Raw genomic sequence first — 24,407 nt, 5'->3', positions numbered from 1 at the left:
GGGAGCCAGGGGTGCCGGCATCACTTTAAGGAGGCCCCATGGCAACGCCCGCAAAGCAGGCAGCCATCGCCGACCTCACGGAGAAATTCCGTGAGTCGGGTGCGGCCGTGCTGACGGAGTACCGCGGTCTGACCGTGTCGCAACTGTCCGAACTGCGCACCTCGCTGCGCGCGAACGGTTCGTACGCCGTCGTGAAGAACACGCTCACCGAGCTTGCCGCCAAGGAGGCCGGAGTCACGGCCTTCGACGGCCAACTCGTTGGTCCTACGGCCATCGCCTTCATTACCGGTGACCCGGTTGAAGCGGCCAAGACGCTGCGTGACTTCGCCAAGGCCAACCCCCTCCTCGTGATCAAGAGCGGACTGCTTGACGGCAAGCCGCTCAGCGCCGAGGAAATCACCAAGCTCGCCGACCTTGAGTCGCGCGAGGTGCTGCTGGCGAAGGCTGCCGGCGCGATGAAGGCCAAGCTCAGCCAGGCCGTGTACATGTTCGCCGCGCCGCTGTCACAGACAGTGCGTCTGGTGGACGCGCTGCGCGCGAAGGCCGAGCAGAACGGCGGGGCCGACCCGGTCGCCGCCGACGCCCCCGCGCAGGCGGAGGCCGCAGACGTCGCCGAGGGTGGCGACGAGTCCTGACGCGTCTGACGCTTCAGGTCGACCCAGTAACCAAGCCACTCACGGCACAGATCGGAAGGAAGCCATCATGGCGAAGATGAGCACCGAAGAGCTCCTCGGCGTTTTCGAGGAGATGACCCTGATCGAGCTCTCCGAGTTCGTTAAGGCGTTCGAGGACAAGTTCGAGGTCACCGCTGCCGCGCCCGTCGCGGTTGCCGGCGCTACCGCTCCGGCAGGCGACGCCGCCCCGGCCGAGGAGGAGAAGGACGAGTTCGACGTCATCCTCGAGGCTGCTGGCGACAAGAAGATCCAGGTCATCAAGGAGGTCCGCGCCCTCACGAGCCTGGGTCTCAAGGAGGCCAAGGACCTCGTTGACGGCGCCCCCAAGCCCGTCCTCGAAGGTGCCAAGAAGGAAGACGCGGAGAAGGCCAAGGCTGCCCTTGAGGGCGCCGGCGCCACCGTCACCCTCAAGTGACGTACCGCTGATCCTCATCGGCGCGGCGACTCGTTCACCGCGTCCGTGAATTCGACCGTGCCCGGTCGGCCGATTCGGCCGACCGGGCACGGTCTTTTGCTTGTCTGGATGGTGGCGTTGGGGCGCGGCCCCGCAGCCACTTCGGTGTTCGGCGGCGGCCCGGGTCGGCCGCGTGCTTCATATGACCAAGGCACGAAGGCTCGTCGGCCATGCCGCGAATTATCGTCGGCAGCCCGTAGCCCCGGCTTGTGGTCATCGTCCCTGACGAGCGTCGAGTTAGCCTGAGGCGGTGGCTCCTCCGCAGGTCGCCGGCCGGCTGAGGGGGAGCCCCCTGCCGCCCCGATGCAGGCAGCTGTCGACAATGCCTGAGCGGGGCGCGACCCAGGGTCCTTGACCTGGCACGATAGGGGCGTCATCCTCGAGGAGTACGGCGCATGGCGCCGGGGTGGAAGAACACCTGTGATCGGGGTGAATCCGCCCGTTCAACCCTTCCGGGGGAAGCGCTCTGCGGGGCGTCGAAGTCGTGGCTGGATCGCGGCAGCATGCACCCGGTTGGACAAGCATTGAGCGGGTGGGTAGGCTATGCCTTTGCGCTGCCTATGTTTCCCACCCGGACGTCTTACCCCGCGTTTAACGCGGTGACACAAGTCGATGAATGCCGCTCCTCACCAGGGGAGATCCGTGTTCCTCGGCGCCGGGGCGAGCAGGCAGTGACGACTTGCCGCTCACCAGGCCTTAAGGAAGGACCCTCCTTGGCTGCCTCGCGTACCGCGACCCCGAAGATGTCCAGCGCGATCACGGCTTCCGGCCGTGTGTCCTTTGCGAAGATCCGTGAACCCCTCGAAGTTCCAGATCTTCTCGCCCTGCAGACCGAGAGCTTTGACTGGCTCCTCGGCAACGAGCGGTGGCAGGACCGCGTGGCCGACGCCCTCGAAGCCGGCCGAAACGATGTCCCGACCCGTTCGGGGCTGGAGGAGATCTTCGAGGAGATCTCACCAATTGAGGACTTCTCCGGCTCGATGAGCCTGAGCTTCCGGGACCACCGGTTCGAGGAGCAGAAGTACTCGATCGAAGAGTGCAAAGAACGCGACATGACCTACAGCGCTCCGCTGTTCGTCACCGCCGAGTTCATGAACAACAACACTGGCGAGATCAAGAGCCAGACGGTGTTCATGGGCGACTTCCCGCTGATGACTCAGCGGGGCACGTTCATCATCAACGGCACCGAGCGTGTCGTGGTGTCTCAGCTCGTGCGTTCTCCCGGTGTCTACTTCGAGCGCACCCCCGACAAGACCTCCGACAAGGACGTCTACTCGACCAAGGTGATCCCCAGCCGTGGAGCATGGCTGGAGTTCGAGATCGACAAGCGCGACATGGTCGGCGTTCGCGTGGACCGCAAGCGGAAGCAGTCGGTCACCGTCCTGCTCAAGGCTCTCGGCTGGACCGATTCCCAGATCTTGGAAGAGTTCGGTGAGTTCGACTCGATGCGCGCGACGCTCGAGAAGGACAGCACCACCGGCCAGGACGACGCGCTGCTGGACATCTACCGCAAGCTGCGCCCGGGCGAACCCCCCACCAAGGAAGCCGCGCAGGCTCTGCTCGACAACCTCTACTTCAACCCCAAGCGTTATGACCTGGCCAAGGTCGGACGCTACAAGGTGAACAAGAAGCTGGGTATCGAGACGCCGCTGGAGACCTCCACGCTGACGGTGGACGACATCGTCGCCACCATCAAGTACCTCGTTGCGCTGCACGCCGGCGTGCACTCGATGCCGGGCAAGCGCCAAGGCGAAGACGTCGAGATCCGCGTGGAGACCGACGACATCGACCACTTCGGCAACCGCCGTCTGCGTAACGTCGGCGAGCTCATCCAGAACCAGGTCCGTACGGGTCTGTCCCGGATGGAGCGCGTCGTTCGCGAGCGGATGACGACCCAGGACGTCGAGGCCATCACGCCCCAGACGCTGATCAACATCCGGCCGGTCGTCGCCTCCATCAAGGAGTTCTTCGGCACCAGCCAGCTCTCGCAGTTCATGGACCAGAACAACCCGCTCGCGGGCCTGACGCACAAGCGGCGTCTGTCGGCCCTGGGCCCGGGTGGTCTTTCCCGTGACCGCGCCGGCATGGAAGTTCGTGACGTCCACCCCAGCCACTACGGTCGTATGTGCCCGATCGAGACCCCAGAAGGACCGAACATCGGTCTGATCGGCTCGCTCGCCAGCTACGGACGGATCAACCCCTTCGGGTTCGTGGAGACGCCTTACCGCAAGGTCGAATCCGGTCGCGTCACCGACGAGGTGCACTACCTGTCCGCAGACGAGGAAGACGACTTCGTCATCGCGCAGGCCAACGCCCCGATCGGCGTGGACGGCACCTTCGTCGAAGAGCGCGTCCTGGTTCGCTCCAAGGGCGGCGAGGTCGAGTACATCCCCGGTGAAGACGTCGATTACATGGACGTCTCTGCTCGCCAGATGGTCTCGGCTGCCACCGCGCTGATCCCCTTCCTGGAGCACGACGACGCCAACCGTGCGCTCATGGGCGCCAACATGCAGCGTCAGGCGGTTCCGCTGGTTCGTAGCGAGGCGCCGTTCGTGGGCACCGGCATGGAATACCGGGCGGCGCTGGACTCCGGTGACGTCGTTCGCGCCGAGAAGGCGGGCGTCGTGGAGTCGGTCTCGGCCGACGTGGTCACGGTTGCCAACGACGACGGAACGCACCAGTCCTACCGGATCGCCAAGTTCATGCGCTCCAACCAGGGCACCAGCTACAACCAGACCGTCCTGGTCGAAGAAGGCCAGCGCCTCGAGGTCGGCGGCGTAATCGCCGACGGCCCCGCGACCAAGGACGGAGAGATGAGCCTGGGTCGTAACCTGCTCGTGGCCTTCATGCCATGGGAGGGCTACAACTACGAGGACGCGATCATCCTGTCCCAGCGCATCGTGCAGGACGACGTCCTGTCCTCGATTCACATCGAGGAGCACGAGGTCGACGCGCGCGACACCAAGCTGGGCCCGGAGGAGATCACGCGGGACATCCCCAACGTCTCCGAAGAGGTCCTGGCCGACCTGGACGAGCGCGGCATCATCCGCATCGGTGCCGAGGTTCGCGATGGCGACCTACTCGTGGGCAAGGTCACCCCCAAGGGTGAGACCGAGCTGACCCCCGAAGAGCGCCTGCTGCGCGCCATCTTCGGTGAGAAGGCTCGCGAGGTCCGCGACACCTCCCTGAAGGTCCCGCACGGCGAGACCGGCACCGTCATCGGGGTCAAGGTCTTCGACCGCGAAGAGGGCGACGAGCTTCCCCCCGGGGTCAACCAGCTCGTTCGGGTCTATGTGGCTAACCGCCGCAAGATCACCGACGGTGACAAGCTCGCTGGGCGTCACGGCAACAAGGGCGTCATCTCCAAGATCCTGCCGATCGAGGACATGCCCTTCCTGGAAGACGGCACCCCGGTAGACATCGTGCTCAACCCGCTTGGTGTCCCCGGCCGTATGAACATCGGTCAGGTGCTCGAACTCCACCTCGGCTGGGTCGCCAGCCGCGGTTGGCAGATCGATGGAGACCCCGAGTGGGCCTCGATGATCCCCGACGACGCTCGTACTGCGCCGGCCGGCACTCGGGTCGCCTCACCGGTCTTCGACGGTGCGTTGGAGCAGGAGATCACCGGTCTGCTGGACTCGACGAACCCGACGCGCGACGGTGACCGGCTCATCGGCTCTTCCGGCAAGGCCCGGCTGTTCGACGGCCGCTCTGGTGAGCCCTACCCGGAGCCGATCTCGGTCGGCTACATGTACATGCTCAAGCTGCACCACCTTGTCGATGACAAGATCCACGCCCGTAGCACCGGCCCGTACTCGATGATCACGCAGCAGCCGCTGGGTGGTAAGGCGCAGTTCGGTGGTCAGCGTTTCGGCGAGATGGAGGTCTGGGCCCTGGAGGCCTACGGCGCCGCCTACGCCCTGCAGGAACTCCTGACGATCAAGTCCGATGACGTCACCGGCCGCGTGAAGGTTTACGAGGCCATCGTCAAGGGCGAGAACATCCCGGAACCGGGCATCCCTGAGTCCTTCAAGGTACTCATCAAGGAGATGCAATCCCTCTGCCTCAACGTAGAGGTGCTCTCCTCCGACGGGTCCTCCATCGACCTGCGGGAGCCCGACCAGGAGGTCTTCCGGGCCGCTGAGGAGCTCGGTATCGACCTGAGTCGTCGCGAGCCCAGCAGCGTCGAGGAAGTCTGACGCACTGGCGCGTGCGGCGGGTTAATCCCGCCGCACGGCGCCCACCCAACGTGCTGACCTGAGTTTTGTAGAGCGAGAGAGAGACACACGTGCTCGACGTCAACTTCTTCGACGAGTTGCGCATCGGACTGGCCAGTGCGGACGACATCCGCACCTGGAGTCACGGCGAGGTCAAGAAGCCGGAGACGATCAACTACCGCACGCTCAAGCCCGAGAAGGACGGCCTGTTCTGCGAGAAGATCTTCGGTCCCACTCGGGACTGGGAGTGCTACTGCGGTAAGTACAAGCGAGTCCGCTTCAAGGGCATCATCTGTGAGCGCTGCGGGGTCGAGGTCACTCGATCCGGCGTTCGTCGCGAGCGGATGGGGCACATCGAACTGGCCGCCCCCGTTACCCACATCTGGTACTTCAAGGGTGTTCCCAGCCGACTGGGCTACCTGCTCGACCTGGCCCCGAAGGACCTGGAAAAGGTCATCTACTTCGCGGCCTACATGATCACCTCGGTCGACACCGACGCGCGCCACCGCGACCTGCCCTCCTTGGAGGCCCAGATCGATGTGGAGCGCAAGGGCATCGAGAACGGTCGCGACGCGGCCATCGAAGCTCGCGCCAAGAAGCTCGAGACGGACCTGGCCCAGCTCGAGGCCGAGGGCGCCAAGGGCGACGTGCGCCGCAAGGTGCGCGAGGGTGCCGAGCGTGAGATGAACTCCATCCGCAAGAAGGCCGACCAGCAGATCGAGCGCCTCACCCAGGTGTGGGACCGGTTCAAGAACCTCAAGGTTCAGGACCTCGAGGGCGACGAGATGCTCTACCGCGAGATGCGTGACCGTTTCGGCATGTACTTCGAGGGCGGCATGGGTGCGGCGGCGCTGCAGAAGCGCTTGGAGACCTTCGACCTGGCTGCCGAATCGGAGTACCTGCGCGAGGTCATCGCCACGGGTAAGGGTCAGAAGAAGACCCGCGCCCTGAAGCGGCTCCGCGTCGTCACGGCCTTCCAGACCACGACGAACAACCCGATGGGCATGGTTCTGGACTGCGTGCCGGTCATCCCGCCGGACCTGCGCCCGATGGTGCAGCTCGACGGTGGCCGCTTCGCGACCTCGGACCTGAACGACCTGTACCGCCGTGTCATCAACCGGAACAACCGCCTCAAGCGACTGCTCGATCTCGGCGCGCCCGAGATCATCGTGAACAACGAGAAGCGGATGCTGCAGGAGGCCGTTGACGCGCTGTTCGACAACGGTCGCCGCGGCCGGCCTGTCACGGGCCCGGGTAACCGCCCGCTGAAGTCGCTGTCCGACATGCTCAAGGGCAAGCAGGGTCGCTTCCGTCAGAACTTGCTCGGTAAGCGCGTCGACTACTCCGGGCGTAGCGTCATCGTCGTCGGCCCGACGCTGAAGCTGCACCAATGCGGTCTGCCCAAGCAGATGGCTCTGGAGCTGTTCAAGCCGTTCGTGATGAAGCGACTGGTCGACCTCGACCACGCGCAGAACATCAAGTCGGCCAAGCGCATGGTCGAGCGGGCTCGTCCGCAGGTGTGGGACGTGCTCGAAGAGGTCATCACCGAGCACCCGGTGCTGCTCAACCGCGCACCGACGCTGCACCGACTCGGTATTCAGGCGTTCGAGCCGCAGCTTGTCGAGGGCAAGGCCATCCAGCTCCACCCGCTCGTGTGCGGCGCGTTCAACGCCGACTTCGACGGTGACCAGATGGCCGTGCACGTTCCGCTGAGCGCGGAGGCGCAGGCCGAGGCCCGCATCCTCATGCTCTCCAGCAACAACATCCTCAAGCCGGCTGACGGTCGCCCGGTGACCATGCCCAGCCAGGACATGATCATCGGTCTGTTCCACCTCACCTGTGAGGTCGAAGACGGACCGGGGCAGGGGCGGGCGTTCAGCACGGTTGCCGAAGCCCGAATGGCCTTCGACGCCGGTCAGATCGCGCTGGGATCCAAGATCCACCTGCGGCTGCATGATGTGGTGCCCAACTCCGACATGGAGGTGCCCGAGGGCACCCAGATCCGTGAAGACGGGACCGTGGAGGCGCTTGCGTTCACCACGACCCTGGGTCGGGCGATCTTCAACACCACGCTCCCGATGGACTACCCCTTCGTGGACGTCCCGGTGGACAAGAAGCAGTTGTCCCTGATCGTCAACGACCTCGCCGAGCGGTACAGCAAGGTGCAGGTCGCGGCGAGCTTGGACGCGCTGAAGGAGACGGGTTACTACTGGGCCACCCGGTCCGGCACGACCGTGGCTATCTCCGACGTGGTCACCCCACCCCGCAAGGCCGAGATCCTTGAGGGTTACGAGGCCAAGGCCGAGAAGGTCCAGGTCCAGTACGAACGCGGTCTCATCACCGACGACGAGCGCCGTCAGGAGCTCATCGAGATCTGGACCCAGGGCAGCAATGAGGTCGCCAAGGAGATGGAGGCGTTCTTCCCACGGACGAACCCCATCTACCGCATGGTTTCCTCGGGTGCTCGTGGTAACTGGTTCCAGTTGCGCCAGATCGCGGGTATGCGTGGCCTCATGGCCAACCCGAAGGGCGAGATCATCCCGCGCCCGATCAAGGCGAACTTCCGCGAAGGCCTGTCCGTGCTGGAGTTCTTCATCTCCACGCACGGTGCCCGTAAGGGTCTGGCAGACACCGCGTTGCGTACGGCCGACTCGGGTTACCTGACCCGTCGTCTGGTCGACGTCAGCCAGGACGTCATCATTCGCGAATGGGACTGCGGCACCGACCGTGGCCTGACGATGCCGATCGCGACCCGCCGTACCGATGGCAGCCTCATGCTGCATGACGACGTCGAGTCGGCTGTCTACGCTCGCACGTTGGCTCAGGATGTCGTTGTCGACGGCAAGACCATCCTGGAAGCCGGCATCGACCTCGGGGATGTGGCCATCGCCTCGCTGGTCGCGGCCGGCCTGGAGGAGGTCAAGGTGCGCTCGGTGCTCACCTGTGACAGCCACGTGGGCACCTGCGCCAAGTGCTACGGGCGCAGCCTGGCCACCGGTCTGCTCGTGGACATCGGCGAGGCTGTCGGCATCATCGCCGCGCAGTCCATCGGTGAGCCCGGCACCCAGCTGACGATGCGTACCTTCCACACCGGTGGTGTGGCCGGTGACGACATCACGCAGGGTCTGCCGCGTGTTGTCGAGCTTTTCGAGGCCCGTACCCCCAAGGGTGTGGCGCCGATCGCCGAGGCCGCTGGCCGGGTGGAGATCGAAGAGACCGACAAGGCTCGTCGCATCCTGCTCACCCCGGACGACGGCAGCGAGGAGCACGCCTACCCGGTGAGCAAGCGTTCGCGCTTGCTGGTCGCCGATGGTGAGCACGTCGAGGTCGGCACCAAGATGATTCAGGGCGCGATCGACCCCAAGCAGGTCCTTCGCATCCTCGGCCCGCGTGCGGTCCAGATGCACCTGGTTGAGGAAGTCCAGAAGGTCTACCGCCAGCAGGGCGTCTCGATCCACGACAAGCACATCGAGGTCATCGTGCGCCAGATGCTGCGCCGGGTGACCATCATCGAGGCGGGCGACGCCGATCTGCTGCCCGGTTCGATGGCGGTGCGCGGTCACTTCGAGACCGAGAACCGTCGGGTCGTCTCCGAGGGTGGCAAGCCGGCTTCGGGTCGCCCCGAGCTGATGGGTATCACCAAGGCGTCTTTGGCCACGGACAGCTGGTTGTCGGCTGCTTCGTTCCAGGAGACGACTCGGGTGCTCACGGACGCGGCTATCCACGCCAAGTCCGACCCGCTGCTCGGCCTCAAGGAGAACGTCATCCTCGGAAAGCTCATCCCGGCGGGTACGGGCTTGCCCCGCTACCGCAATGTGCGGGTGGAGCCCACCGAAGAGGCCAAGGCGGCCATGTACGCCATGCCCGACTACCAGCAGTTCGACTACCCGACCTTCGGTCCGGGTTCGGGCGAGGCAGTTCGGCTGGACGACGCTGCGCTGGGCCTGGACACCTGATCGGTGCCCACGCCCGCCGCGGGGCGCCCGAGCTACCAAGCTCGGGCGCCCCGCGGTTTTGCTGGCAAAGAGAGGGAGCCGGTCCAGTTCGCAGGTTGTCCCGGCAGCACCGCGGCCCGATGCGGAAGCAGAGGTCGTTGGCCCCGATTTGGTGCTGCAGAAAGCCTGCCGGTAGGCTGATGGGGCATGTTCTGGGCCCCGTGGGGTGCCTGTGTGCCTAGCACTCGACGGGGAACCGTCATCGTGTCGGGGGAGTGAGTGGGTCGTAACGACCCGCAACCTCCTGTCGGCCGATGAAGCGGGAAGCCAAGGATGCCGGTTCTCACTCCAGACATGTCCCCTCGCCGGGTAGCTCGCAGGGTGTGTGCGTAACTGCGCACGCTGCGGGAAATACAGGTGGGGGCCTCTGGGTGCGGGCAGGTGATGCCGGCGCCGGGAGGTATGACCAAGGAGGACGGTCGAGAGTAGACCGCCCGGATCACACACGACGTACGGAGATTACGTGCCCACGATCAACCAGCTCGTCCGTAAGGGGCGCAAGGATAAGGCCACCAAGGCCAAAACCCCTGCGCTCAAGGGGAGCCCGCAGCGACGCGGTGTTTGCACCCGCGTCTACACCACGACCCCCAAGAAGCCGAACTCGGCTCTGCGTAAGGTCGCGCGTGTCAAGCTCACCAGTCAGATTGAGGTCACGGCCTACATCCCCGGTGTGGGTCACAACCTGCAGGAACACTCCATCGTGCTCGTGCGCGGTGGCCGTGTGAAGGACCTCCCCGGCGTGCGGTACAAGATCGTCCGCGGTTCGCTGGACACCCAGGGTGTCAAGAACCGCCAGCAGGCACGGTCCCGTTACGGCGCGAAGAGGGAGAAGAAGTAATGCCTCGTAAGGGCCCCGCCCCGAAGCGGCCGCTCGTCGTCGACCCGGTATACGGGTCGCCGCTGGTGACCCAGCTGGTGAACAAGATTCTGCTCGATGGCAAGAAGTCGATCGCTGAGCGCACTGTCTACGGTGCACTCGAAGGCTGCCGCCAGAAGACGGGCACCGACCCGGTGGTCACGCTCAAGCGTGCGCTGGACAACGTGAAGCCGACTCTTGAGGTTCGTAGCCGCCGTGTTGGTGGCGCCACGTACCAGGTGCCGGTTGAGGTGCGCCCGGGCCGTTCGACCACCCTGGCTCTGCGTTGGTTGGTTGGCTACAGCCGCCAGCGTCGTGAGAAGACCATGACCGAGCGACTCATGAACGAGATCCTCGATGCCAGCAATGGCCTCGGTGCCGCTGTCAAGCGTCGCGAGGACACCCACAAGATGGCCGAGTCCAACAAGGCCTTCGCTCACTACCGCTGGTAAACCCATCCCCGTTCCGGGAGCGGCGCACTGTTGCTCCCGGAACACCGCGGGCGGTCCGGTTCAACCGGCCAACGCTAGGCAACCGACGACCACCACGAATGAGAGCTGAGAGCTAGTGGCACTCGATGTCCTGACCGACCTGAGCAAGGTCCGCAACATCGGCATCATGGCGCACATCGACGCCGGCAAGACCACCGTGACCGAGCGGATCCTGTTCTATACCGGTATTAACTACAAGATCGGTGAGACGCACGACGGCGCCTCCACGATGGACTGGATGGAACAGGAAGCCGAGCGCGGCATCACCATCACGTCCGCCGCGACGACCTGCTTCTGGAAAGACAGCCAGGTCAACATCATCGACACGCCCGGTCACGTCGACTTCACCGTCGAGGTGGAGCGTTCGCTGCGCGTACTCGATGGCGCGGTCGCCGTCTTCGACGGTAAAGAGGGCGTCGAGCCGCAGTCGGAGACTGTGTGGCGCCAAGCCGACAAGTACAACGTCCCGCGTATCTGCTTCGTCAACAAGATGGACAAGCTGGGCGCTGACTTCTACTACACCGTCAAGACGATCATTGATCGTCTGGGCGCGACGCCGCTGGTCATGCAGCTGCCCATCGGGGCAGAGAGCGAATTCCGCGGCGTAGTCGACCTGCTGACGATGAAGGCCTTCGTCTGGCATGGCGACGTCCAAAAGGGCGACGACTACGACATCGAAGAGATCCCCGAAGACCTACAGGCCAAGGCCGTGGAGTACCGGGCGCAGCTCATCGAGAAGGTCGCCGAGGCGGACGACGCGCTCATGGAGAAGTACCTGGAGGGCGAAGAGCTCACGCAGGCCGAGATCAAGGCGGGTATCCGCAAGCTCACCTGCAACAGCGACATCTACCCGGTCTTCTGTGGCTCGGCCTTCAAGAACAAGGGCGTACAGCCGGTTCTCGATGCTGTCATCGACTACCTGCCCAGCCCGCTGGACGTGCCCGCTATTCAGGGACACGACCCCAAGGACGAGACCAAGATCATCGAGCGTCACGCGGACTTCTCGGAGCCGTTCTCGGCGCTGGCCTTCAAGGTCGTCAGCCACCCGTTCTTCGGGCGTCTGACCTACGTGCGCGTCTACTCGGGGCACATCGAGTCCGGGCAGCCGTGTTACAACTCGACCAAGCAGAAGAAGGAGCGCATCGGGAAGCTCTTCCAGATGCACGCCAACAAGGAGAACCCTGTCGACTCGGTTTCCGCCGGCCACATCTACGCGATGATCGGGCTGAAGGACACCACGACCGGCGACACCTTGTGCGACCTCAACGACCATGTCGTGCTTGAGTCGATGTCCTTCCCCGAGCCGGTCATCAGCGTGGCCATCGAGCCCAAGACCAAGGGTGACCAGGAGAAGCTGGGAACAGCTATCCAGAAGCTTGCCGAGGAAGACCCGACCTTCCAGGTCGAGCTGGACCAGGAGACTGGCCAGACGATCATCAAGGGAATGGGCGAGTTGCACCTGGACATCCTCGTGGACCGTATGCGTCGCGAGTTCAAGGTCGAGGCGAATGTCGGTAAGCCTCAGGTTGCCTACCGCGAGACGATTCGTCGCACCGTGGAGAAGTTCGACTACACCCACAAGAAGCAGACCGGTGGCTCCGGGCAGTACGCGAAGGTGCAGCTCTCCTTCGAGCCCCTGGACACCGCCGAGGGTGAGATGTACGAGTTCTCGAACAAGGTCACGGGTGGCCGTATCCCTCGCGAGTACATCCCCAGTGTCGACGCCGGCATCAAGGACGCCCTGCAGGTCGGTATTCTTGCCGGCTACCCACTCGTGGGCATCAAGGCGACCCTGCTTGACGGCGCCTACCACGACGTCGACTCTTCGGAGATGGCGTTCAAGATCGCCGGTTCGATGGCAGCCAAGGAAGCCCTTCGCAAGGCCGACCCGGTGCTTCTCGAGCCGATGATGGCTGTCGAGGTTCGTACCCCCGAGGACTACATGGGTGACGTTATCGGCGACATCAACTCCCGCCGTGGCCAGATGCAGGCCATGGAGGACATCAGCGGCGCCAAGATCATTCGTGCCCTTGTGCCGCTGTCCGAGATGTTCGGGTACGTTGGCGACCTGCGAAGCAAGACTCAGGGTCGCGCCAACTACACGATGCAATTCGACTCGTACGCTGAGGTTCCCCGGAACGTCTCGGACGAGATCGTCAAGAAGATGCGAGGCGAGTGAGGCGGGTACACTCACCCGTCAAGCCTCTTCGTGATCACACCGCAATAAATATCCACAACGCGCCACACCCCTCTCGGGCATGCGGCGTTACACACCAAGTCCACCAGGAGGACAACAGTGGCGAAGGCGAAGTTCGAGCGGACCAAGCCGCACGTCAACATCGGCACCATTGGTCACATTGACCACGGTAAGACGACGCTGACAGCTGCGATCTCCAAGGTCCTGCACGACAAGTACCCGGACCTTAACCCCTTCACGCCTTTCGACGAGATCGACAAGGCACCCGAGGAGAAGCAGCGCGGTATCACCATCTCGATCTCGCACATCGAGTACCAGACGGAAGAGCGTCACTACGCTCACGTCGACTGCCCCGGACACGCCGACTACGTGAAGAACATGATCACGGGTGCGGCGCAGATGGACGGTGCGATTCTCGTGGTGGCGGCTACGGATGGCCCGATGCCGCAGACGAAGGAGCACGTCCTCCTGGCTCGCCAGGTTGGCGTTCCCGCCATCGTCGTTGCGCTCAACAAGACCGACATGGTCGACGACGAGGAAATCCTCGAACTCGTCGAGATGGAGGTTCGTGAGCTTCTCTCGAGCTACGAGTTCCCCGGCGACGACCTTCCGGTCGTCAAGGTCTCGGCGCTGAAGGCTCTTGAGGGTGACGAGAAGTGGGCCGAGAGCATTATCGAGCTCATGAACGCCGTCGACGAAGCGATTCCGCAGCCGGAGCGCGACATCGACAAGCCGTTCCTTATGCCCGTTGAGGACGTCTTCACGATCACCGGTCGTGGCACGGTCGTCACCGGCCGTATCGAGCGCGGCATCCTCAAGGTCAACGAGGAGATCGAGATCGTCGGTATCCGCGAGGGTTCGTCCAAGACGACCGTCACGGGCATCGAGATGTTCCGCAAGCTCCTCGATGAGGGTCGCGCTGGCGAGAACGTCGGTCTGCTGCTTCGTGGCACCAAGCGCGAGGACGTCGAGCGCGGGCAGGTCATCTGCAAGCCGGGCTCGATCACCCCGCACACCGAGTTCGAGGGCCAGGTCTACATCCTGTCCAAGGACGAGGGTGGCCGTCACACGCCGTTCTACGACAACTACCGCCCGCAGTTCTACTTCCGTACCACGGACGTGACGGGCGTTGTGCAGTTGCCCGAGGGCACCGAGATGGTCATGCCCGGTGACAACACCGACATGAAGGTCGACCTCATTCAGCCCATCGCGATGGAAGAGGGCCTCAAGTTCGCTATCCGTGAGGGTGGACGCACTGTGGGCGCCGGCCGGGTCACCAAGATCATCAAGTGACCCATTGCTAGACGACTCACGCGCTGCCGCTTAGCGGCAGAACGTGACCGGGTGGGGGTTCGAGCCGATACGGCTCGAACCCCCACTGTCATGTCTGGGAGGTGCCAGGTAGGGGGTGCCCCGGACTCGCGGGTCCCGCTCATGGACCTGCCGGGGGGAGGGAAGCGTGAGAGGCCGGACGTCTGGTCCAGGTTCACCCGGGCGGACTGGGCAGCGAATCTGCAGGGAGTGTTCAGGCAGTGAGCAGGTGGGAATCGGAGTATGCGGGGGTGAGGGTGGGTCAGCGCGGTATGCGGATCGGTATTGCTTTCGCTCTGCTGGCTGCGGGGCTGACCGGCTGTGATGTCGAGCCGGGCTCGGTTCCGAGCCTGTCCGGGTCACCACATGGCGGTCCTGACAGCTCCAGCGGCCCGCCCAAGGGGAGCGTCGAGGTCACCGCGGCGGGGGAGAGCCCAGTGGCTACCGCGGCGGGGGAGAGTAGCTTCGCAGCGGCTCCGAACGACGTGCTGGTGGCAGAGGCGCGGTGGGTGCAGCGGGAGGGCGTTCGGGCGCTGGTGGTCACCCCCTCGCAAGCCCTTCGCGACTCCCGGGAGAAGCCGGTGCACGAGGAGGCTTGGCGCCGGGTACTGGCCTCGGTTCCCGAAGCGGACACTCCGGGTATGCGCGATCAGTTCCTGTGTCACGCGGCCTTCGCTTTCCTGAAAAAGGGGTGGTACCTGGAGCCGGAGCGCCCTGCGGTGGGGTACCCACAGACTGTGTTTGCCGGCTGCAACCCTGGAGACGTCCTGGATGTGGGCTAGCCGGGCCGCTAGGGCGCTCACCACCTGGTGTGCTGCTTTCCTGAGCTACGGCGGCCGGCCCAGGCACTAGGTGGCAGTCGCCTTTCTAAGCCGGCACGGGCAAGTCCGTCTAACGTGGGGCGTGGACTGGGCGCCCACGATTGCGAGCAAGGAGAACCCATGGAATTCGGCAGCTACGAGACTCTGCTGGTCGAGCAGGAGGACCAGGCTCTGATCGTCACCATCAACCGTCCGGAGGTGCTCAACGCGCTTGCCGGCGCCGTGGTGGAGGATCTGTGGGCGCTGACGGACAAACTGGCCACGATGGGCCAGGACGGCAACTGGCCGGTGCGCGCGCTCATCATCACCGGCGCCGGGGAGAAGGCTTTCGTCGCGGGGGCCGACATCGTGGAGATGAACGGGATGGAGGCAGCCCAGGGGGAGGCCTACAGCCGCCGCATGCAGGAAGTCACCCTGCGCCTCGAAGCGCTGCCGGTGCCGGTCATCGCGGCGGTCAACGGCTTTGCCCTCGGTGGTGGGTGCGAGTTGGCGATGGCCTGCGACATGATCTACGCCAGCAAGAACGCCAAGTTCGGCCAACCTGAGGTCAACCTCGGGTTGGTGCCTGGTTTCGGCGGCTCGGTACGCCTCACCCAGCGGGTGGGGATCGGGATGGCTCGCGAGCTCATCTACACCGGGCGCGCGATCAAGGCCGAGGAGGCCTACCGCATCGGTTTGGTGAACGCGCTCTTCGACGACCCCGCAGCGCTCCTGGCGGGGGCGAAGGCCCTGGCGGCGGAGTTGGCCGGCAAGTCGCCGGTAGCGATCGCCTCGTGCAAGCGGCTTCTGGACGCCTCGGCAACCATGACCACAGCCCAGGGCTGCGACCTGGAAGCCACGGCTTTCCACGATGCATTCGAGACCGCTGACAAGGCTGAGGGCGTGCGGGCCTTCATCGCTAAGGAGAAGCCCACTTTTCCCGGACGCTGATTCTGCACCGCCGCTGGGCCGCCACCTCGGGTGGCGGCCCAGCGGCGTCCCGGGGCGTCACCCTCTGGTTCGTTATGAGCCGAGAGGGTGAATGAGGTGTCCGCCGTCGGGCCATCCGGGGTCGTTGAGGTGGCGATTTGGTTCTAGTGCCGAGCCTCTGGCACTATGGACAGGTTGCTTGACGGCGACGTGCTCCATTGCGTGTGCACGCTGTCGTCCCTCGCGAGAGGTGACTAGCACGTGGATCCGTCCACGAACTGGGGCACCCTCGTAAGCCAAAGGACCAGCTCCGGTTCACACCGGGCGACCAAACCCCGATCCGGGGCGCAGGGGATATCTCTGTGCCTGGATCACCGCGACGGGCGCGACACACCCGACCGCGGGGGTCGGCGCCTCAACCGGATCCGTAGTGGAACGACCAGGAAGAGAGTCTGACGAAGCGATGGCGGGACAGAAGATCCGCATCCGGCTTAAGTCGTACGACCACGAGGTCATCGACAGCTCGGCGCGCAAAATTGTCGACACGGTAGAGCGCGCAGGCGCGACCGTGGTCGGTCCGGTGCCGCTGCCGACGGAGAAGAACGTCTTCGTCGTCATCCGGTCGCCCCACAAGTACAAGGACAGCCGCGAACACTTCGAGATGCGCACGCACAAGCGCCTCATCGACATCGTGGACCCGACGCCGAAGGCTGTTGACTCGCTCATGCGACTCGACCTGCCGGCGGACGTCAACATCGAGATCAAGCTTTGAGGGCAGGGTCGGACATGACTAGCACTCCATCCACCACCGAGCGCGCCATCACCGGTGTGCTGGGCGAGAAGCTCGGCATGACCCAGGTATGGGACGCCGATAATCGCCTCGTTCCGGTGACCGTCATCAAGGCGGGTCCGTGCGTTGTTACGCAGGTCCGCGATGCGGCTACTGACGGCTACAACGCGATCCAGATCGCCTTCGGCGCGATTGACCCGCGTAAGGTCAACCAGCCGATGAGCGGGCACTTCGAGAAGGCCGGCGTCACGCCGCGCCGTCACCTCGTCGAACTGCGTACCTCCGAGGCCGCCAACTTCGCCCCGGGGCAAGAAATCACGGCTGAGCTGTTCGAGGCCGGAACGCGCGTCGACGTCGTCGGACGCACCAAGGGCAAGGGCTTCGCCGGTGTTATGAAGCGTCACGGCTTCCACGGCGTCGGCGCCTCGCACGGTGCGCACCGCAACCACCGCAAGCCGGGTTCGATCGGCGCTTGCGCCACGCCTGGCCGCGTTTTCAAGGGTCACCGCATGGCCGGCCGCATGGGCGGCGTGCGTCAGACGACCCAGAACCTGCTCATTCACGCGGTCGACGCGGAAAAGGGTCTGCTGCTCATCAAGGGTGCCGTTCCCGGCCCCCGCGGCGCAGTCGTCCTCGTTCGCACCGCGCTCAAGGGAGCGTGACCCACATGACGACGATCGACATCATCGACGCCACGGGCTCCGCCGCCGGCCGTCAGGCCGAGCTCCCCGCGGAGATCTTCGACGTCCAGACCAACGTGCCCCTGATCCACCAGGTGGTTGTCGCGCAGCTCGCGGCGGCACGCCAGGGCACGCACTCCACCAAGACCCGCGCCGACGTGCGTGGCGGTGGCCGCAAGCCTTACCGCCAGAAGGGCACCGGTCGCGCCCGTCAGGGTTCGATCCGCGCGCCTCAGTTCGCAGGTGGTGGCATCGTCCACGGCCCGCAGCCGCGCGACTACAGCCAGCGCACCCCCAAGAAGATGAAGGCGGCCGCTCTGCGCGGCGCTCTGTCCGATCGGGCGCGTCACAACCGGGTGCACATCATCACTGGGGTAACCCAGGGGGATGTCCCCTCGGCCAAGGCCGCGGCGGTCCTGCTCGGCTCGCTCACCCAGCGTCGCAACCTCTTGGTCGTGACTGAGCGGGACGACACGGTGACGGAGCGCTCTGTGCGCAACATCGCCAACGTGCACGTGCTGTGGGCTGACCAGCTCAACACCTACGACGTTCTCTGCGCCGACGACATCGTCTTCACCGAGGGTGCCTTCGCGGCCTTCCTCGCTGGCGGCAAGGCCGGCGTGACCGTCGACAACGCGCAGGAGGTGGCCAAGTGAGCGCCCCCGGTAAGGACCCCCGCGACGTGATCTTCGCGCCGGTGGTCTCTGAGAAGTCCTACACCCTGATGGACGAGGGGAAGTACACCTTCCTCGTTGACCCGCGAGCCAACAAGACCGAGATCAAGATCGCGGTCGAGACGGTTTTCGGCGTCAAGGTCCAGTCCATCAACACGATGAACCGCGTCGGCAAAACCCGTCGGACTCGGTTCGGCACTGGTAAGCGCAAGGACACCAAGCGCGCCATCGTCACCCTCAAGGAAGGCTCGATCGACGTGTTCGGCGGAACGGCCTGAGGCCGGCGCTGATCATCGATCGAATCGACAGGGAACCGAGGAACTAGAGCATGGGTATCCGCAAATACAAGCCGACGACGCCGGGACGTCGCGGGTCGAGCGTGGCGGACTTCGTTGAAGTCACGCGCTCCGAGCCCGAGAAGTCCCTGGTGCGTCCGCTCGCCAAGTCGGGTGGACGAAACAACCAGGGTCGTATCACGACCCGCCACATCGGTGGTGGCCACAAGCGCGCCTACCGAGTCATCGACTTCCGTCGTAATGACAAGGACGGCATCCCGGCCAAGGTCGCTCACATCGAGTACGACCCCAACCGCACCGCCCGGATCGCGCTTCTGCACTACGCCGATGGCGAGAAGCGTTACATCATCGCGCCGAACCGCCTCAAGCAGGGCGACCGGATCGAGAACGGCCCCAGCGCCGACATCAAGCCCGGTAACAACCTGCCGATGCGCAACATCCCGGTGGGTACGGTCATCCACGCGATCGAGCTTCGGCCCGGTGGCGGCGCGAAGATCGCCCGCAGTGCCGGTGCGCGTGTGCAGTTGGTCGCCAAGGAAGGCCGCTACGCCCAGTTGCGTATGCCCTCCGGTGAGATTCGCAACGTCGACGTTCGCTGCCGCGCCACCATCGGTGAGGTCGGTAACGCCGAGCAGAGCAACATCAACTGGGGCAAGGCCGGCCGTATGCGCTGGAAGGGTAAGCGCCCCACGGTCCGCGGTGTCGTTATGAACCCGGTCGACCACCCGCACGGTGGTGGTGAAGGGCGCACGTCTGGTGGCCGGCACCCGGTTAGCCCCTGGGGTCAGCCTGAGGGCCGTACCCGGCACCCGAACAAGGAGAGCGACAAGCTCATTGTGCGTCGCCGTCGTACTGGCAAGAAGCGCTGATAGGAGCCCTACGAGATGCCACGCAGCCTGAAAAAGGGTCCCTTCATCGACGGCCACCTGCAGAAAAAGGTGGACGCCCAAAACGAAGCGGGCAGCAAGAACGTCATCAAGACCTGGTCACGTCGTTCGGTCATTGCACCGGACTTCCTCGGCCACACTTTCGCCGTACATGACGGTCGCAAGCACGTCCCGGTGTTCGTCACCGAAGCGATGGTCGGGCACAAGCTCGGCGAATTCGCCCCGACGCGCACATTCAAGGGGCACATCAAGGATGACAAGAAGGGGCGTCGTCGCTGATGTCCACCGAGAAGGGAAACGTGATGGAAGCCAAGGCGCAGGCGCGCGGAGTTCGCGTCACGCCCATGAAGGCGCGCCGCGTCGTGAACCTCATCCGTGGCAAGCAGGCGAGTGAAGCCCTTGCTGTTCTGCAGTTCGCGCCGCAGTCGGCCAGTGACCCCGTGTACAAGGTTCTGGCTAGTGCCATCGCCAACGCACGGGTCAAGGCCGACAAGGAGTCGCTGCCGTTCGATGAGCGTCAGCTCGTCGTCAGTGAGGCCTACGTCGACGAGGGACCGACCATGAAGCGGTTCCAGCCGCGTGCACAGGGTCGGGCTTACAAGATCCTGAAGCGCACGAGCCACATCACGGTCCACGTCGCTCAGCCGTCGACGTCCAGCAAGGGAGGCACCCGCTAATGGGTCAGAAGGTCAACCCGCACGGGTTTCGCCTCGGTATCACCACCGAGCACAAGAGCCGCTGGTTCGCCGACAGCACCAAGGTCGGCCAGCGCTACCGCGACTACGTCAAGGAAGACGTGGCGATCCGCCGCCTCATGTCCACGGGCATGGAGCGGGCTGGCATCAGCCGCGTCGAAATCGAGCGCACGCGTGATCGCGTTCGTGTCGACATCCACACCGCGCGTCCGGGCATCGTCATCGGTCGCCGCGGCGCCGAGGCAGACCGTATCCGCGGCGAGCTGGAGAAGCTCACGGGCAAGCAGGTGCAGCTGAACATCCTCGAGGTCAAGAACCCCGAGATGGACGCGCAGCTTGTGGCCCAGGGCATCGCCGAGCAGCTCAGCGCTCGTGTCTCCTTCCGTCGTGCGATGCGCAAGGGCATGCAGTCCTCGTTGCGCGCCGGCGCCAAGGGCATCCGAGTGCAGTGTTCGGGTCGTCTCGGCGGCGCCGAGATGAGCCGCTCGGAGTTCTACCGCGAAGGGCGCGTGCCGCTGCACACCCTGCGTGCGCAGATCGACTACGGCTTCTACGAGGCCCGCACCACCTTCGGCCGCATCGGCGTGAAGGTTTGGATCTACAAGGGCGACATGACCGCGAAGGAACTGGCAGCCCAGCAGGCTGCAGCTCCGAGCCGTCCCGCTCGCGGTCCCCGCGCTGACCGGGGCGACCGCCCCGCCCGTGGCCGTCGGCCCGGTACCGAGCGCGCTACCCGCGGCGGTCGTGACGCAGGTGCCGCCCCCGCAGGTGCACCCGCAACGGCCGGTGCGCCCGCGAACACCGACGGAGGAGCGTCCTGATGCTGATTCCTCGCCGAGTCAAGCACCGTAAGCAGCACCACCCGACCCGCCGCGGTATGGCCAAGGGCGGCACCCAGATCGCATTCGGGGACTACGGTCTCCAGGCGATCACGCCGGCCTACGTCACCAACCGGCAGATCGAGTCGGCGCGTATCGCTATGACCCGTTACATCAAGCGTGGCGGAAAGGTGTGGATCAACATCTACCCGGACCGTCCGCTGACCAAGAAGCCTGCTGAAACCCGCATGGGTTCCGGTAAGGGTTCCCCCGAGTGGTGGGTCGCAAACGTGAAGCCCGGACGCATCATGTTCGAGCTGTCCGGCGTTTCCGAAGAGGTCGCCCGTGAAGCAATGCGGCTGGCGACCCACAAACTCCCGATGAAGTGCCGCTTCGTGGCGCGTGAGGGTGGTGACAACTGATGGCGGTCGGTAGCAAGGACATGGCCCCTGACAACCTGCGTGAGCTGTCCGACGACAAACTCGTCGACGAGCTGCGCAAGGCCAAGGGCGAGCTGTTCAACCTGCGTTTCCAGTCGGCCACCGGTCAGCTCGAGAACCACGGACGGCTTCGCGCCGTTCGCAAGGACATCGCGCGGATTTACACGATCATGCGTGAGCGCGAGCTCAACATCGGTGACCCGAAGGCGGCGAATTGACAGTGACCACGACCCCGGAGGAGAACACCGTGGCGGATGCCACTGCCGAGCGCGCGCACCGCAAGACTGCTCGCGGCTACGTCGTCAGCGACAAGATGGATAAAACCGTCGTTGTCGAGGTCGAGGACCGCGTCAAGCACGCCTTGTATGGCAAGGTCATGCGGCGCACGAGCCGACTGAAGGTGCACGACGAGAACAATGAGGCGGGTGTCGGTGACCGCGTTCTCCTTATGGAGACTCGACCGCTGTCCGCGACCAAGCGCTGGCGAATCGTGGAGATCCTCGAGCGCGCCAAGTAAGAAGCCTTTCGAGACCGGCGGCGGGGGAGACCTCCCGCCCCGGCTCGGACGACCCACAGATCCGTTCCGCAAGGCTCATCCCGTTTAGGCGGGCAGAGAACCAGCGCGACGACAGGAGTGAGAAGTGATCCAGCAGGAGTCGCGACTTCGCGTCGCCGACAACACGGGCGCCAAGGAGATCCTCTGCATCCGTGTGCTCGGTGGCTCCGGTCGGCGCTACGCCGGCATCGGTGACGTCATCGTCGCCGCAGTCAAGGACGCCATCCCCGGCGGCAACGTCAAGAAGGGCGACGTCGTCAAGGCGGTCATCGTCCGTACCAAGAAGGAACGCCGTCGTCCCGACGGTTCCTATATCCGCTTCGACGAGAACGCGGCCGTCATCCTCAAGGGCGACGGCGACCCGCGTGGCACGCGCATCTTCGGCCCAGTGGGCCGGGAACTGCGTGACAAGAAGTTCATGAAGATCATCTCGCTGGCCCCGGAGGTGCTGTAACCCATGGCCAAGATGAAAATCAAGAAGGGTGACCTGGTTCAGGTCATTTCTGGCCGTAAGCAAGACAAGGGCGGCGACCGAGGCAAGCAGGGCAAGGTCATCGAGGTTTACCCCGAGGCCAACCGGGTCCTGGTTGAGGGCATCAACCGCATCACGAAGCACACCCGCGCCGGTCAGAGCTCTCGCGGCTCGCGTACGGGTGGCATCGTGACGATGGAAGCCCCGATTCACGTCAGCAATGTCGCGATCGTCGACCCCGAGACGAAGAAGCCGACCCGGGTTCGCACCCGGGTGGAGACCGTCGAGCGTGACGGCCGCATGAAGACTCAGCGTGTTCGTGTTGCTGTGCGTTCCGGGAAGGACCTGGCATGACCGAAACCACGACGCAGCCGGCTGTGAAGCCGCGCCTGCGGGTCAAGTACGACGAGCAGATCAAGTCGGCAATGGCCAAGGAGTTCGGCTACGGCAACGTCATGCAGATTCCTGGCGTCGTCAAGGTCGTTGTCAACATGGGTGTCGGCGAAGCAGCCAAGGACAGCAAGCGCATCGAGGGCGCAGTGCGCGACCTCACGGCGATCACCGGTCAGAAGCCGGTGGTCACCAAGGCGCGCAAGTCCATCGCGCAGTTCAAGCTGCGTGAGGGCATGCCGATCGGTTGTCACGCCACCCTGCGGGGCGACCGAATGTGGGAGTTCCTGGACCGTCTGGTCTCGGTTGCACTCCCGCGGATCCGTGACTTCCGTGGTCTGTCGGCCAACCAGTTCGACGGCCGTGGCAACTACACGTTCGGCCTCAACGAGCAGTCCATGTTCTACGAGATCGACCAGGACCGGATCGACCACGTTCGGGGTATGGACATCACGGTCGTCACCACGGCGACCAACGACGACGAGGGCCGGGCGCTGTTGCGTCACCTCGGATTCCCGTTCAAGGAGAACTGACCGTGGCCAAGACTGCGCTGATCAACAAGGCCAATGCCAAGCCCAAGTTCAAGGTGCGCGGCTATACCCGCTGCCAGCGGTGCGGGCGTCCGCACTCGGTGTACCGCAAGTTCGGTCTCTGCCGGGTGTGCCTGCGCGAAATGGCTCACCGCGGTGAGCTGCCCGGCGTCACCAAGAGCAGCTGGTAACAGCTCGTCCAACGACAACGCTTCTACACCGAAGGTCCCCGGCGCATCCTGTGCCGGTGCGAAACCGCGGTGAGGAAGGGCGGAGAAGCCCAAAATGACGATGACAGACCCCATCGCGGACATGCTCACGCGCGTTCGGAACGCCAACTCGGCGCACCACGACGCAGTGTCCATGCCGTTTTCAAAGCTCAAGGCCAACATCGCCGAGATTCTCACTTCTGAGGGTTACATCGGTAGTTGGCGTGTGGAAGACGCTGAGGTGGGCAAGACGCTCATCATCGAGCTGAAGTACGGCCCCAACCGGGAGCGTTCGATCTCTGGCGTTCGGCGGGTGTCCAAGCCTGGACTCCGTGTGTACGCGAAGTCGACGAACCTGCCCAAGGTCCTCGGAGGCCTCGGCGTGGCGATCATCTCCACGTCCTCTGGTCTGCTGACCGACAAGCAAGCTGCAAACAAGGGCGTAGGTGGGGAAGTCCTCGCCTACGTCTGGTAACCCGACGAGTAGGAGAGGAGACCGGATATGTCCCGTATTGGACGACTCCCCGTCACCGTGCCGTCGGGTGTGGACGTGACCATCGACGGCCAGGCCGTTACGGTCAAGGGCCCGAAGGGTGAACTGGCGCTTACAGTCAGTGACCCCATTCGTGTCACCCGCGGAGACGAAGGCGCCATCGAGGTTTCACGCCCCGATGACCACCGCGATTCTCGGTCGCTGCACGGCCTGACCCGTTCGCTCATCGCGAACATGGTCCAGGGCGTCACGACCGGGTACCAGAAGAAGATGGAAATCTTCGGCACCGGCTACCGCGTGGTGAACAAGGGCGGCAACCTCGAGTTCGCGCTCGGGTACAGCCACCCCATCAGCGTGACCGCGCCCGAGGGCATCACGTTCACCGTCGAAAGCCCCACCAAATTCATGGTCGAGGGAATCGACAAGCAGCTCGTCGGCGAGGTCGCCGCGAACATCCGCAAGCTCCGTCAGCCTGACCCGTACAAGGGCAAGGGTGTTCGGTACGCGGGCGAGCAGATCCGCCGCAAGGTCGGAAAGGCTGGTAAGTAAGCC

The 24,407-nt window shown here is 64.6% G+C and carries 27 protein-coding genes; all 27 read left to right on the top strand.

The features are described 5' to 3' along the window. Positions 1–38: 38 nt before the first annotated feature. The 27 genes from rplJ to rplF all read left to right on the top strand — a co-directional run bounded on the left by rplJ (position 39) and on the right by rplF (position 24,404). Positions 39–635 (top strand): 50S ribosomal protein L10, encoded by a 597-nt coding sequence (gene rplJ / locus G9V96_RS05385; protein ID WP_168582123.1) that lies wholly within the window; start codon positions 39–41, stop codon positions 633–635. Positions 636–702: 67 nt separating this feature from the next. Then, positions 703–1,089 (top strand): 50S ribosomal protein L7/L12, encoded by a 387-nt coding sequence (gene rplL / locus G9V96_RS05380; protein WP_168582122.1) that lies wholly within the window; start codon positions 703–705, stop codon positions 1,087–1,089. Between the two features lie 752 nt (positions 1,090–1,841). Next, on the top strand, positions 1,842–5,327 hold the full coding sequence (gene rpoB / locus G9V96_RS05375) for a DNA-directed RNA polymerase subunit beta (protein ID WP_168582121.1): 3,486 nt from the start codon (positions 1,842–1,844) through the stop codon (positions 5,325–5,327). An 89-nt stretch (positions 5,328–5,416) separates the two neighbouring features. After that, positions 5,417–9,301: a DNA-directed RNA polymerase subunit beta' gene (locus G9V96_RS05370; protein ID WP_168582120.1), complete on the top strand. Its 3,885-nt coding sequence runs from the start codon at positions 5,417–5,419 to the stop codon at positions 9,299–9,301. A gap of 502 nt (positions 9,302–9,803) precedes the next feature. Beyond that, complete coding sequence (gene rpsL / locus G9V96_RS05365; RefSeq protein ID WP_168582119.1) at positions 9,804–10,178, top strand: 30S ribosomal protein S12; 375 nt, start codon at positions 9,804–9,806, stop codon at positions 10,176–10,178. Then, positions 10,178–10,648 carry a 30S ribosomal protein S7 gene (rpsG, locus tag G9V96_RS05360; protein WP_168582118.1) on the top strand — a complete coding sequence of 157 codons (471 nt, stop codon included), beginning with the start codon at positions 10,178–10,180 and terminating at the stop codon, positions 10,646–10,648. Before rpsL ends, rpsG begins: the two co-directional genes overlap by 1 nt. A 115-nt stretch (positions 10,649–10,763) precedes the next feature. Then, on the top strand, positions 10,764–12,866 hold the full coding sequence (fusA, locus tag G9V96_RS05355) for an elongation factor G (RefSeq protein WP_168582117.1): 2,103 nt from the start codon (positions 10,764–10,766) through the stop codon (positions 12,864–12,866). 117 nt (positions 12,867–12,983) lie between these two features. After that, the gene (tuf, locus tag G9V96_RS05350; RefSeq protein WP_168582116.1) at positions 12,984–14,177 is read left to right on the top strand and encodes an elongation factor Tu; all 1,194 of its coding nucleotides are present in this window, start codon (positions 12,984–12,986) and stop codon (positions 14,175–14,177) included. 239 nt (positions 14,178–14,416) lie between these two features. Next, positions 14,417–14,977 (top strand): DUF2599 domain-containing protein, encoded by a 561-nt coding sequence (locus G9V96_RS05345; protein ID WP_210424470.1) that lies wholly within the window; start codon positions 14,417–14,419, stop codon positions 14,975–14,977. A gap of 159 nt (positions 14,978–15,136) precedes the next feature. After that, complete coding sequence (locus G9V96_RS05340; RefSeq protein ID WP_168582115.1) at positions 15,137–15,946, top strand: enoyl-CoA hydratase/isomerase family protein; 810 nt, start codon at positions 15,137–15,139, stop codon at positions 15,944–15,946. A 442-nt stretch (positions 15,947–16,388) separates the two neighbouring features. After that, positions 16,389–16,697, top strand: a complete 309-nt coding sequence (rpsJ, locus tag G9V96_RS05335; protein WP_168582114.1) for a 30S ribosomal protein S10 — start codon at positions 16,389–16,391, stop codon at positions 16,695–16,697. Between the two features lie 14 nt (positions 16,698–16,711). Further along, a complete protein-coding gene (rplC, locus tag G9V96_RS05330) occupies positions 16,712–17,377 on the top strand; it encodes a 50S ribosomal protein L3 (protein WP_210424469.1) in 666 nt (221 codons plus the stop codon). 5 nt (positions 17,378–17,382) lie between these two features. Then, positions 17,383–18,051: a 50S ribosomal protein L4 gene (gene rplD / locus G9V96_RS05325; protein WP_168582113.1), complete on the top strand. Its 669-nt coding sequence runs from the start codon at positions 17,383–17,385 to the stop codon at positions 18,049–18,051. Then, positions 18,048–18,347: a 50S ribosomal protein L23 gene (gene rplW / locus G9V96_RS05320; protein WP_168582112.1), complete on the top strand. Its 300-nt coding sequence runs from the start codon at positions 18,048–18,050 to the stop codon at positions 18,345–18,347. Before rplD ends, rplW begins: the two co-directional genes overlap by 4 nt. 50 nt (positions 18,348–18,397) lie before the next feature. Continuing rightward, the gene (gene rplB / locus G9V96_RS05315) at positions 18,398–19,234 is read left to right on the top strand and encodes a 50S ribosomal protein L2 (protein WP_168582111.1); all 837 of its coding nucleotides are present in this window, start codon (positions 18,398–18,400) and stop codon (positions 19,232–19,234) included. A 15-nt stretch (positions 19,235–19,249) separates the two neighbouring features. Beyond that, positions 19,250–19,531 carry a 30S ribosomal protein S19 gene (gene rpsS, locus G9V96_RS05310; RefSeq protein ID WP_168582110.1) on the top strand — a complete coding sequence of 94 codons (282 nt, stop codon included), beginning with the start codon at positions 19,250–19,252 and terminating at the stop codon, positions 19,529–19,531. A gap of 23 nt (positions 19,532–19,554) precedes the next feature. Continuing rightward, a complete protein-coding gene (gene rplV / locus G9V96_RS05305; protein WP_168583853.1) occupies positions 19,555–19,929 on the top strand; it encodes a 50S ribosomal protein L22 in 375 nt (124 codons plus the stop codon). Then, the gene (rpsC, locus tag G9V96_RS05300; protein WP_168582109.1) at positions 19,929–20,768 is read left to right on the top strand and encodes a 30S ribosomal protein S3; all 840 of its coding nucleotides are present in this window, start codon (positions 19,929–19,931) and stop codon (positions 20,766–20,768) included. Before rplV ends, rpsC begins: the two co-directional genes overlap by 1 nt. Beyond that, complete coding sequence (rplP, locus tag G9V96_RS05295; protein ID WP_168582108.1) at positions 20,768–21,187, top strand: 50S ribosomal protein L16; 420 nt, start codon at positions 20,768–20,770, stop codon at positions 21,185–21,187. The genes rpsC and rplP overlap by 1 nt, the downstream gene beginning before the upstream one ends. Next, positions 21,187–21,423 (top strand): 50S ribosomal protein L29, encoded by a 237-nt coding sequence (rpmC, locus tag G9V96_RS05290; protein WP_168582107.1) that lies wholly within the window; start codon positions 21,187–21,189, stop codon positions 21,421–21,423. The genes rplP and rpmC overlap by 1 nt, the downstream gene beginning before the upstream one ends. Positions 21,424–21,425: 2 nt before the next feature. Further along, positions 21,426–21,722: a 30S ribosomal protein S17 gene (gene rpsQ, locus G9V96_RS05285; RefSeq protein WP_168582106.1), complete on the top strand. Its 297-nt coding sequence runs from the start codon at positions 21,426–21,428 to the stop codon at positions 21,720–21,722. Positions 21,723–21,846: 124 nt separating this feature from the next. Then, on the top strand, positions 21,847–22,215 hold the full coding sequence (gene rplN, locus G9V96_RS05280) for a 50S ribosomal protein L14 (protein WP_168582105.1): 369 nt from the start codon (positions 21,847–21,849) through the stop codon (positions 22,213–22,215). A gap of 3 nt (positions 22,216–22,218) precedes the next feature. Continuing rightward, positions 22,219–22,587 (top strand): 50S ribosomal protein L24, encoded by a 369-nt coding sequence (gene rplX / locus G9V96_RS05275; RefSeq protein ID WP_210424468.1) that lies wholly within the window; start codon positions 22,219–22,221, stop codon positions 22,585–22,587. Continuing rightward, a complete protein-coding gene (rplE, locus tag G9V96_RS05270; RefSeq protein ID WP_168582104.1) occupies positions 22,584–23,156 on the top strand; it encodes a 50S ribosomal protein L5 in 573 nt (190 codons plus the stop codon). Before rplX ends, rplE begins: the two co-directional genes overlap by 4 nt. Before the next feature lie 2 nt (positions 23,157–23,158). Beyond that, positions 23,159–23,344: a type Z 30S ribosomal protein S14 gene (locus G9V96_RS05265; protein WP_168582103.1), complete on the top strand. Its 186-nt coding sequence runs from the start codon at positions 23,159–23,161 to the stop codon at positions 23,342–23,344. Positions 23,345–23,438: 94 nt separating this feature from the next. Continuing rightward, the gene (gene rpsH / locus G9V96_RS05260; protein ID WP_168582102.1) at positions 23,439–23,837 is read left to right on the top strand and encodes a 30S ribosomal protein S8; all 399 of its coding nucleotides are present in this window, start codon (positions 23,439–23,441) and stop codon (positions 23,835–23,837) included. Positions 23,838–23,864: 27 nt separating this feature from the next. Further along, positions 23,865–24,404: a 50S ribosomal protein L6 gene (gene rplF, locus G9V96_RS05255; RefSeq protein ID WP_168582101.1), complete on the top strand. Its 540-nt coding sequence runs from the start codon at positions 23,865–23,867 to the stop codon at positions 24,402–24,404. The last annotated feature ends 3 nt before the right edge of the window (positions 24,405–24,407 follow it).

It is taken from the genome of Gephyromycinifex aptenodytis (assembly GCF_012277275.1).
In the GTDB taxonomy this organism is placed as follows: domain Bacteria; phylum Actinomycetota; class Actinomycetes; order Actinomycetales; family Dermatophilaceae; genus Gephyromycinifex; species Gephyromycinifex aptenodytis.
The sequence above is the reverse complement of the archived record's forward strand: the minus strand, read 5'-3'. Positions and strand labels throughout refer to the sequence as shown.

Excerpts from the sequence above, each read along its gene's own strand:
- rplX (WP_210424468.1), top strand. The coding sequence starts at position 22,219 with ATGGCCAAGATGAAAATCAAGAAGGGTGACCTGGTTCAGGTCATTTCT.
- G9V96_RS05340 (WP_168582115.1), top strand. The coding sequence starts at position 15,137 with ATGGAATTCGGCAGCTACGAGACTCTGCTGGTCGAGCAGGAGGACCAG.
- rpsJ (WP_168582114.1), top strand. The coding sequence starts at position 16,389 with ATGGCGGGACAGAAGATCCGCATCCGGCTTAAGTCGTACGACCACGAG.
- rplD (WP_168582113.1), top strand. The coding sequence starts at position 17,383 with ATGACGACGATCGACATCATCGACGCCACGGGCTCCGCCGCCGGCCGT.
- rplJ (WP_168582123.1), top strand. The coding sequence starts at position 39 with ATGGCAACGCCCGCAAAGCAGGCAGCCATCGCCGACCTCACGGAGAAA.
- rpsS (WP_168582110.1), top strand. The coding sequence starts at position 19,250 with ATGCCACGCAGCCTGAAAAAGGGTCCCTTCATCGACGGCCACCTGCAG.
- rplE (WP_168582104.1), top strand. The coding sequence starts at position 22,584 with ATGACCGAAACCACGACGCAGCCGGCTGTGAAGCCGCGCCTGCGGGTC.
- rpmC (WP_168582107.1), top strand. The coding sequence starts at position 21,187 with ATGGCGGTCGGTAGCAAGGACATGGCCCCTGACAACCTGCGTGAGCTG.
- rpsC (WP_168582109.1), top strand. The coding sequence starts at position 19,929 with ATGGGTCAGAAGGTCAACCCGCACGGGTTTCGCCTCGGTATCACCACC.
- rpsG (WP_168582118.1), top strand. The coding sequence starts at position 10,178 with ATGCCTCGTAAGGGCCCCGCCCCGAAGCGGCCGCTCGTCGTCGACCCG.
- rplC (WP_210424469.1), top strand. The coding sequence starts at position 16,712 with ATGACTAGCACTCCATCCACCACCGAGCGCGCCATCACCGGTGTGCTG.
- rplL (WP_168582122.1), top strand. The coding sequence starts at position 703 with ATGGCGAAGATGAGCACCGAAGAGCTCCTCGGCGTTTTCGAGGAGATG.
- rplF (WP_168582101.1), top strand. The coding sequence starts at position 23,865 with ATGTCCCGTATTGGACGACTCCCCGTCACCGTGCCGTCGGGTGTGGAC.
- rplB (WP_168582111.1), top strand. The coding sequence starts at position 18,398 with ATGGGTATCCGCAAATACAAGCCGACGACGCCGGGACGTCGCGGGTCG.
- rplV (WP_168583853.1), top strand. The coding sequence starts at position 19,555 with ATGGAAGCCAAGGCGCAGGCGCGCGGAGTTCGCGTCACGCCCATGAAG.
- rpsH (WP_168582102.1), top strand. The coding sequence starts at position 23,439 with ATGACGATGACAGACCCCATCGCGGACATGCTCACGCGCGTTCGGAAC.
- rplP (WP_168582108.1), top strand. The coding sequence starts at position 20,768 with ATGCTGATTCCTCGCCGAGTCAAGCACCGTAAGCAGCACCACCCGACC.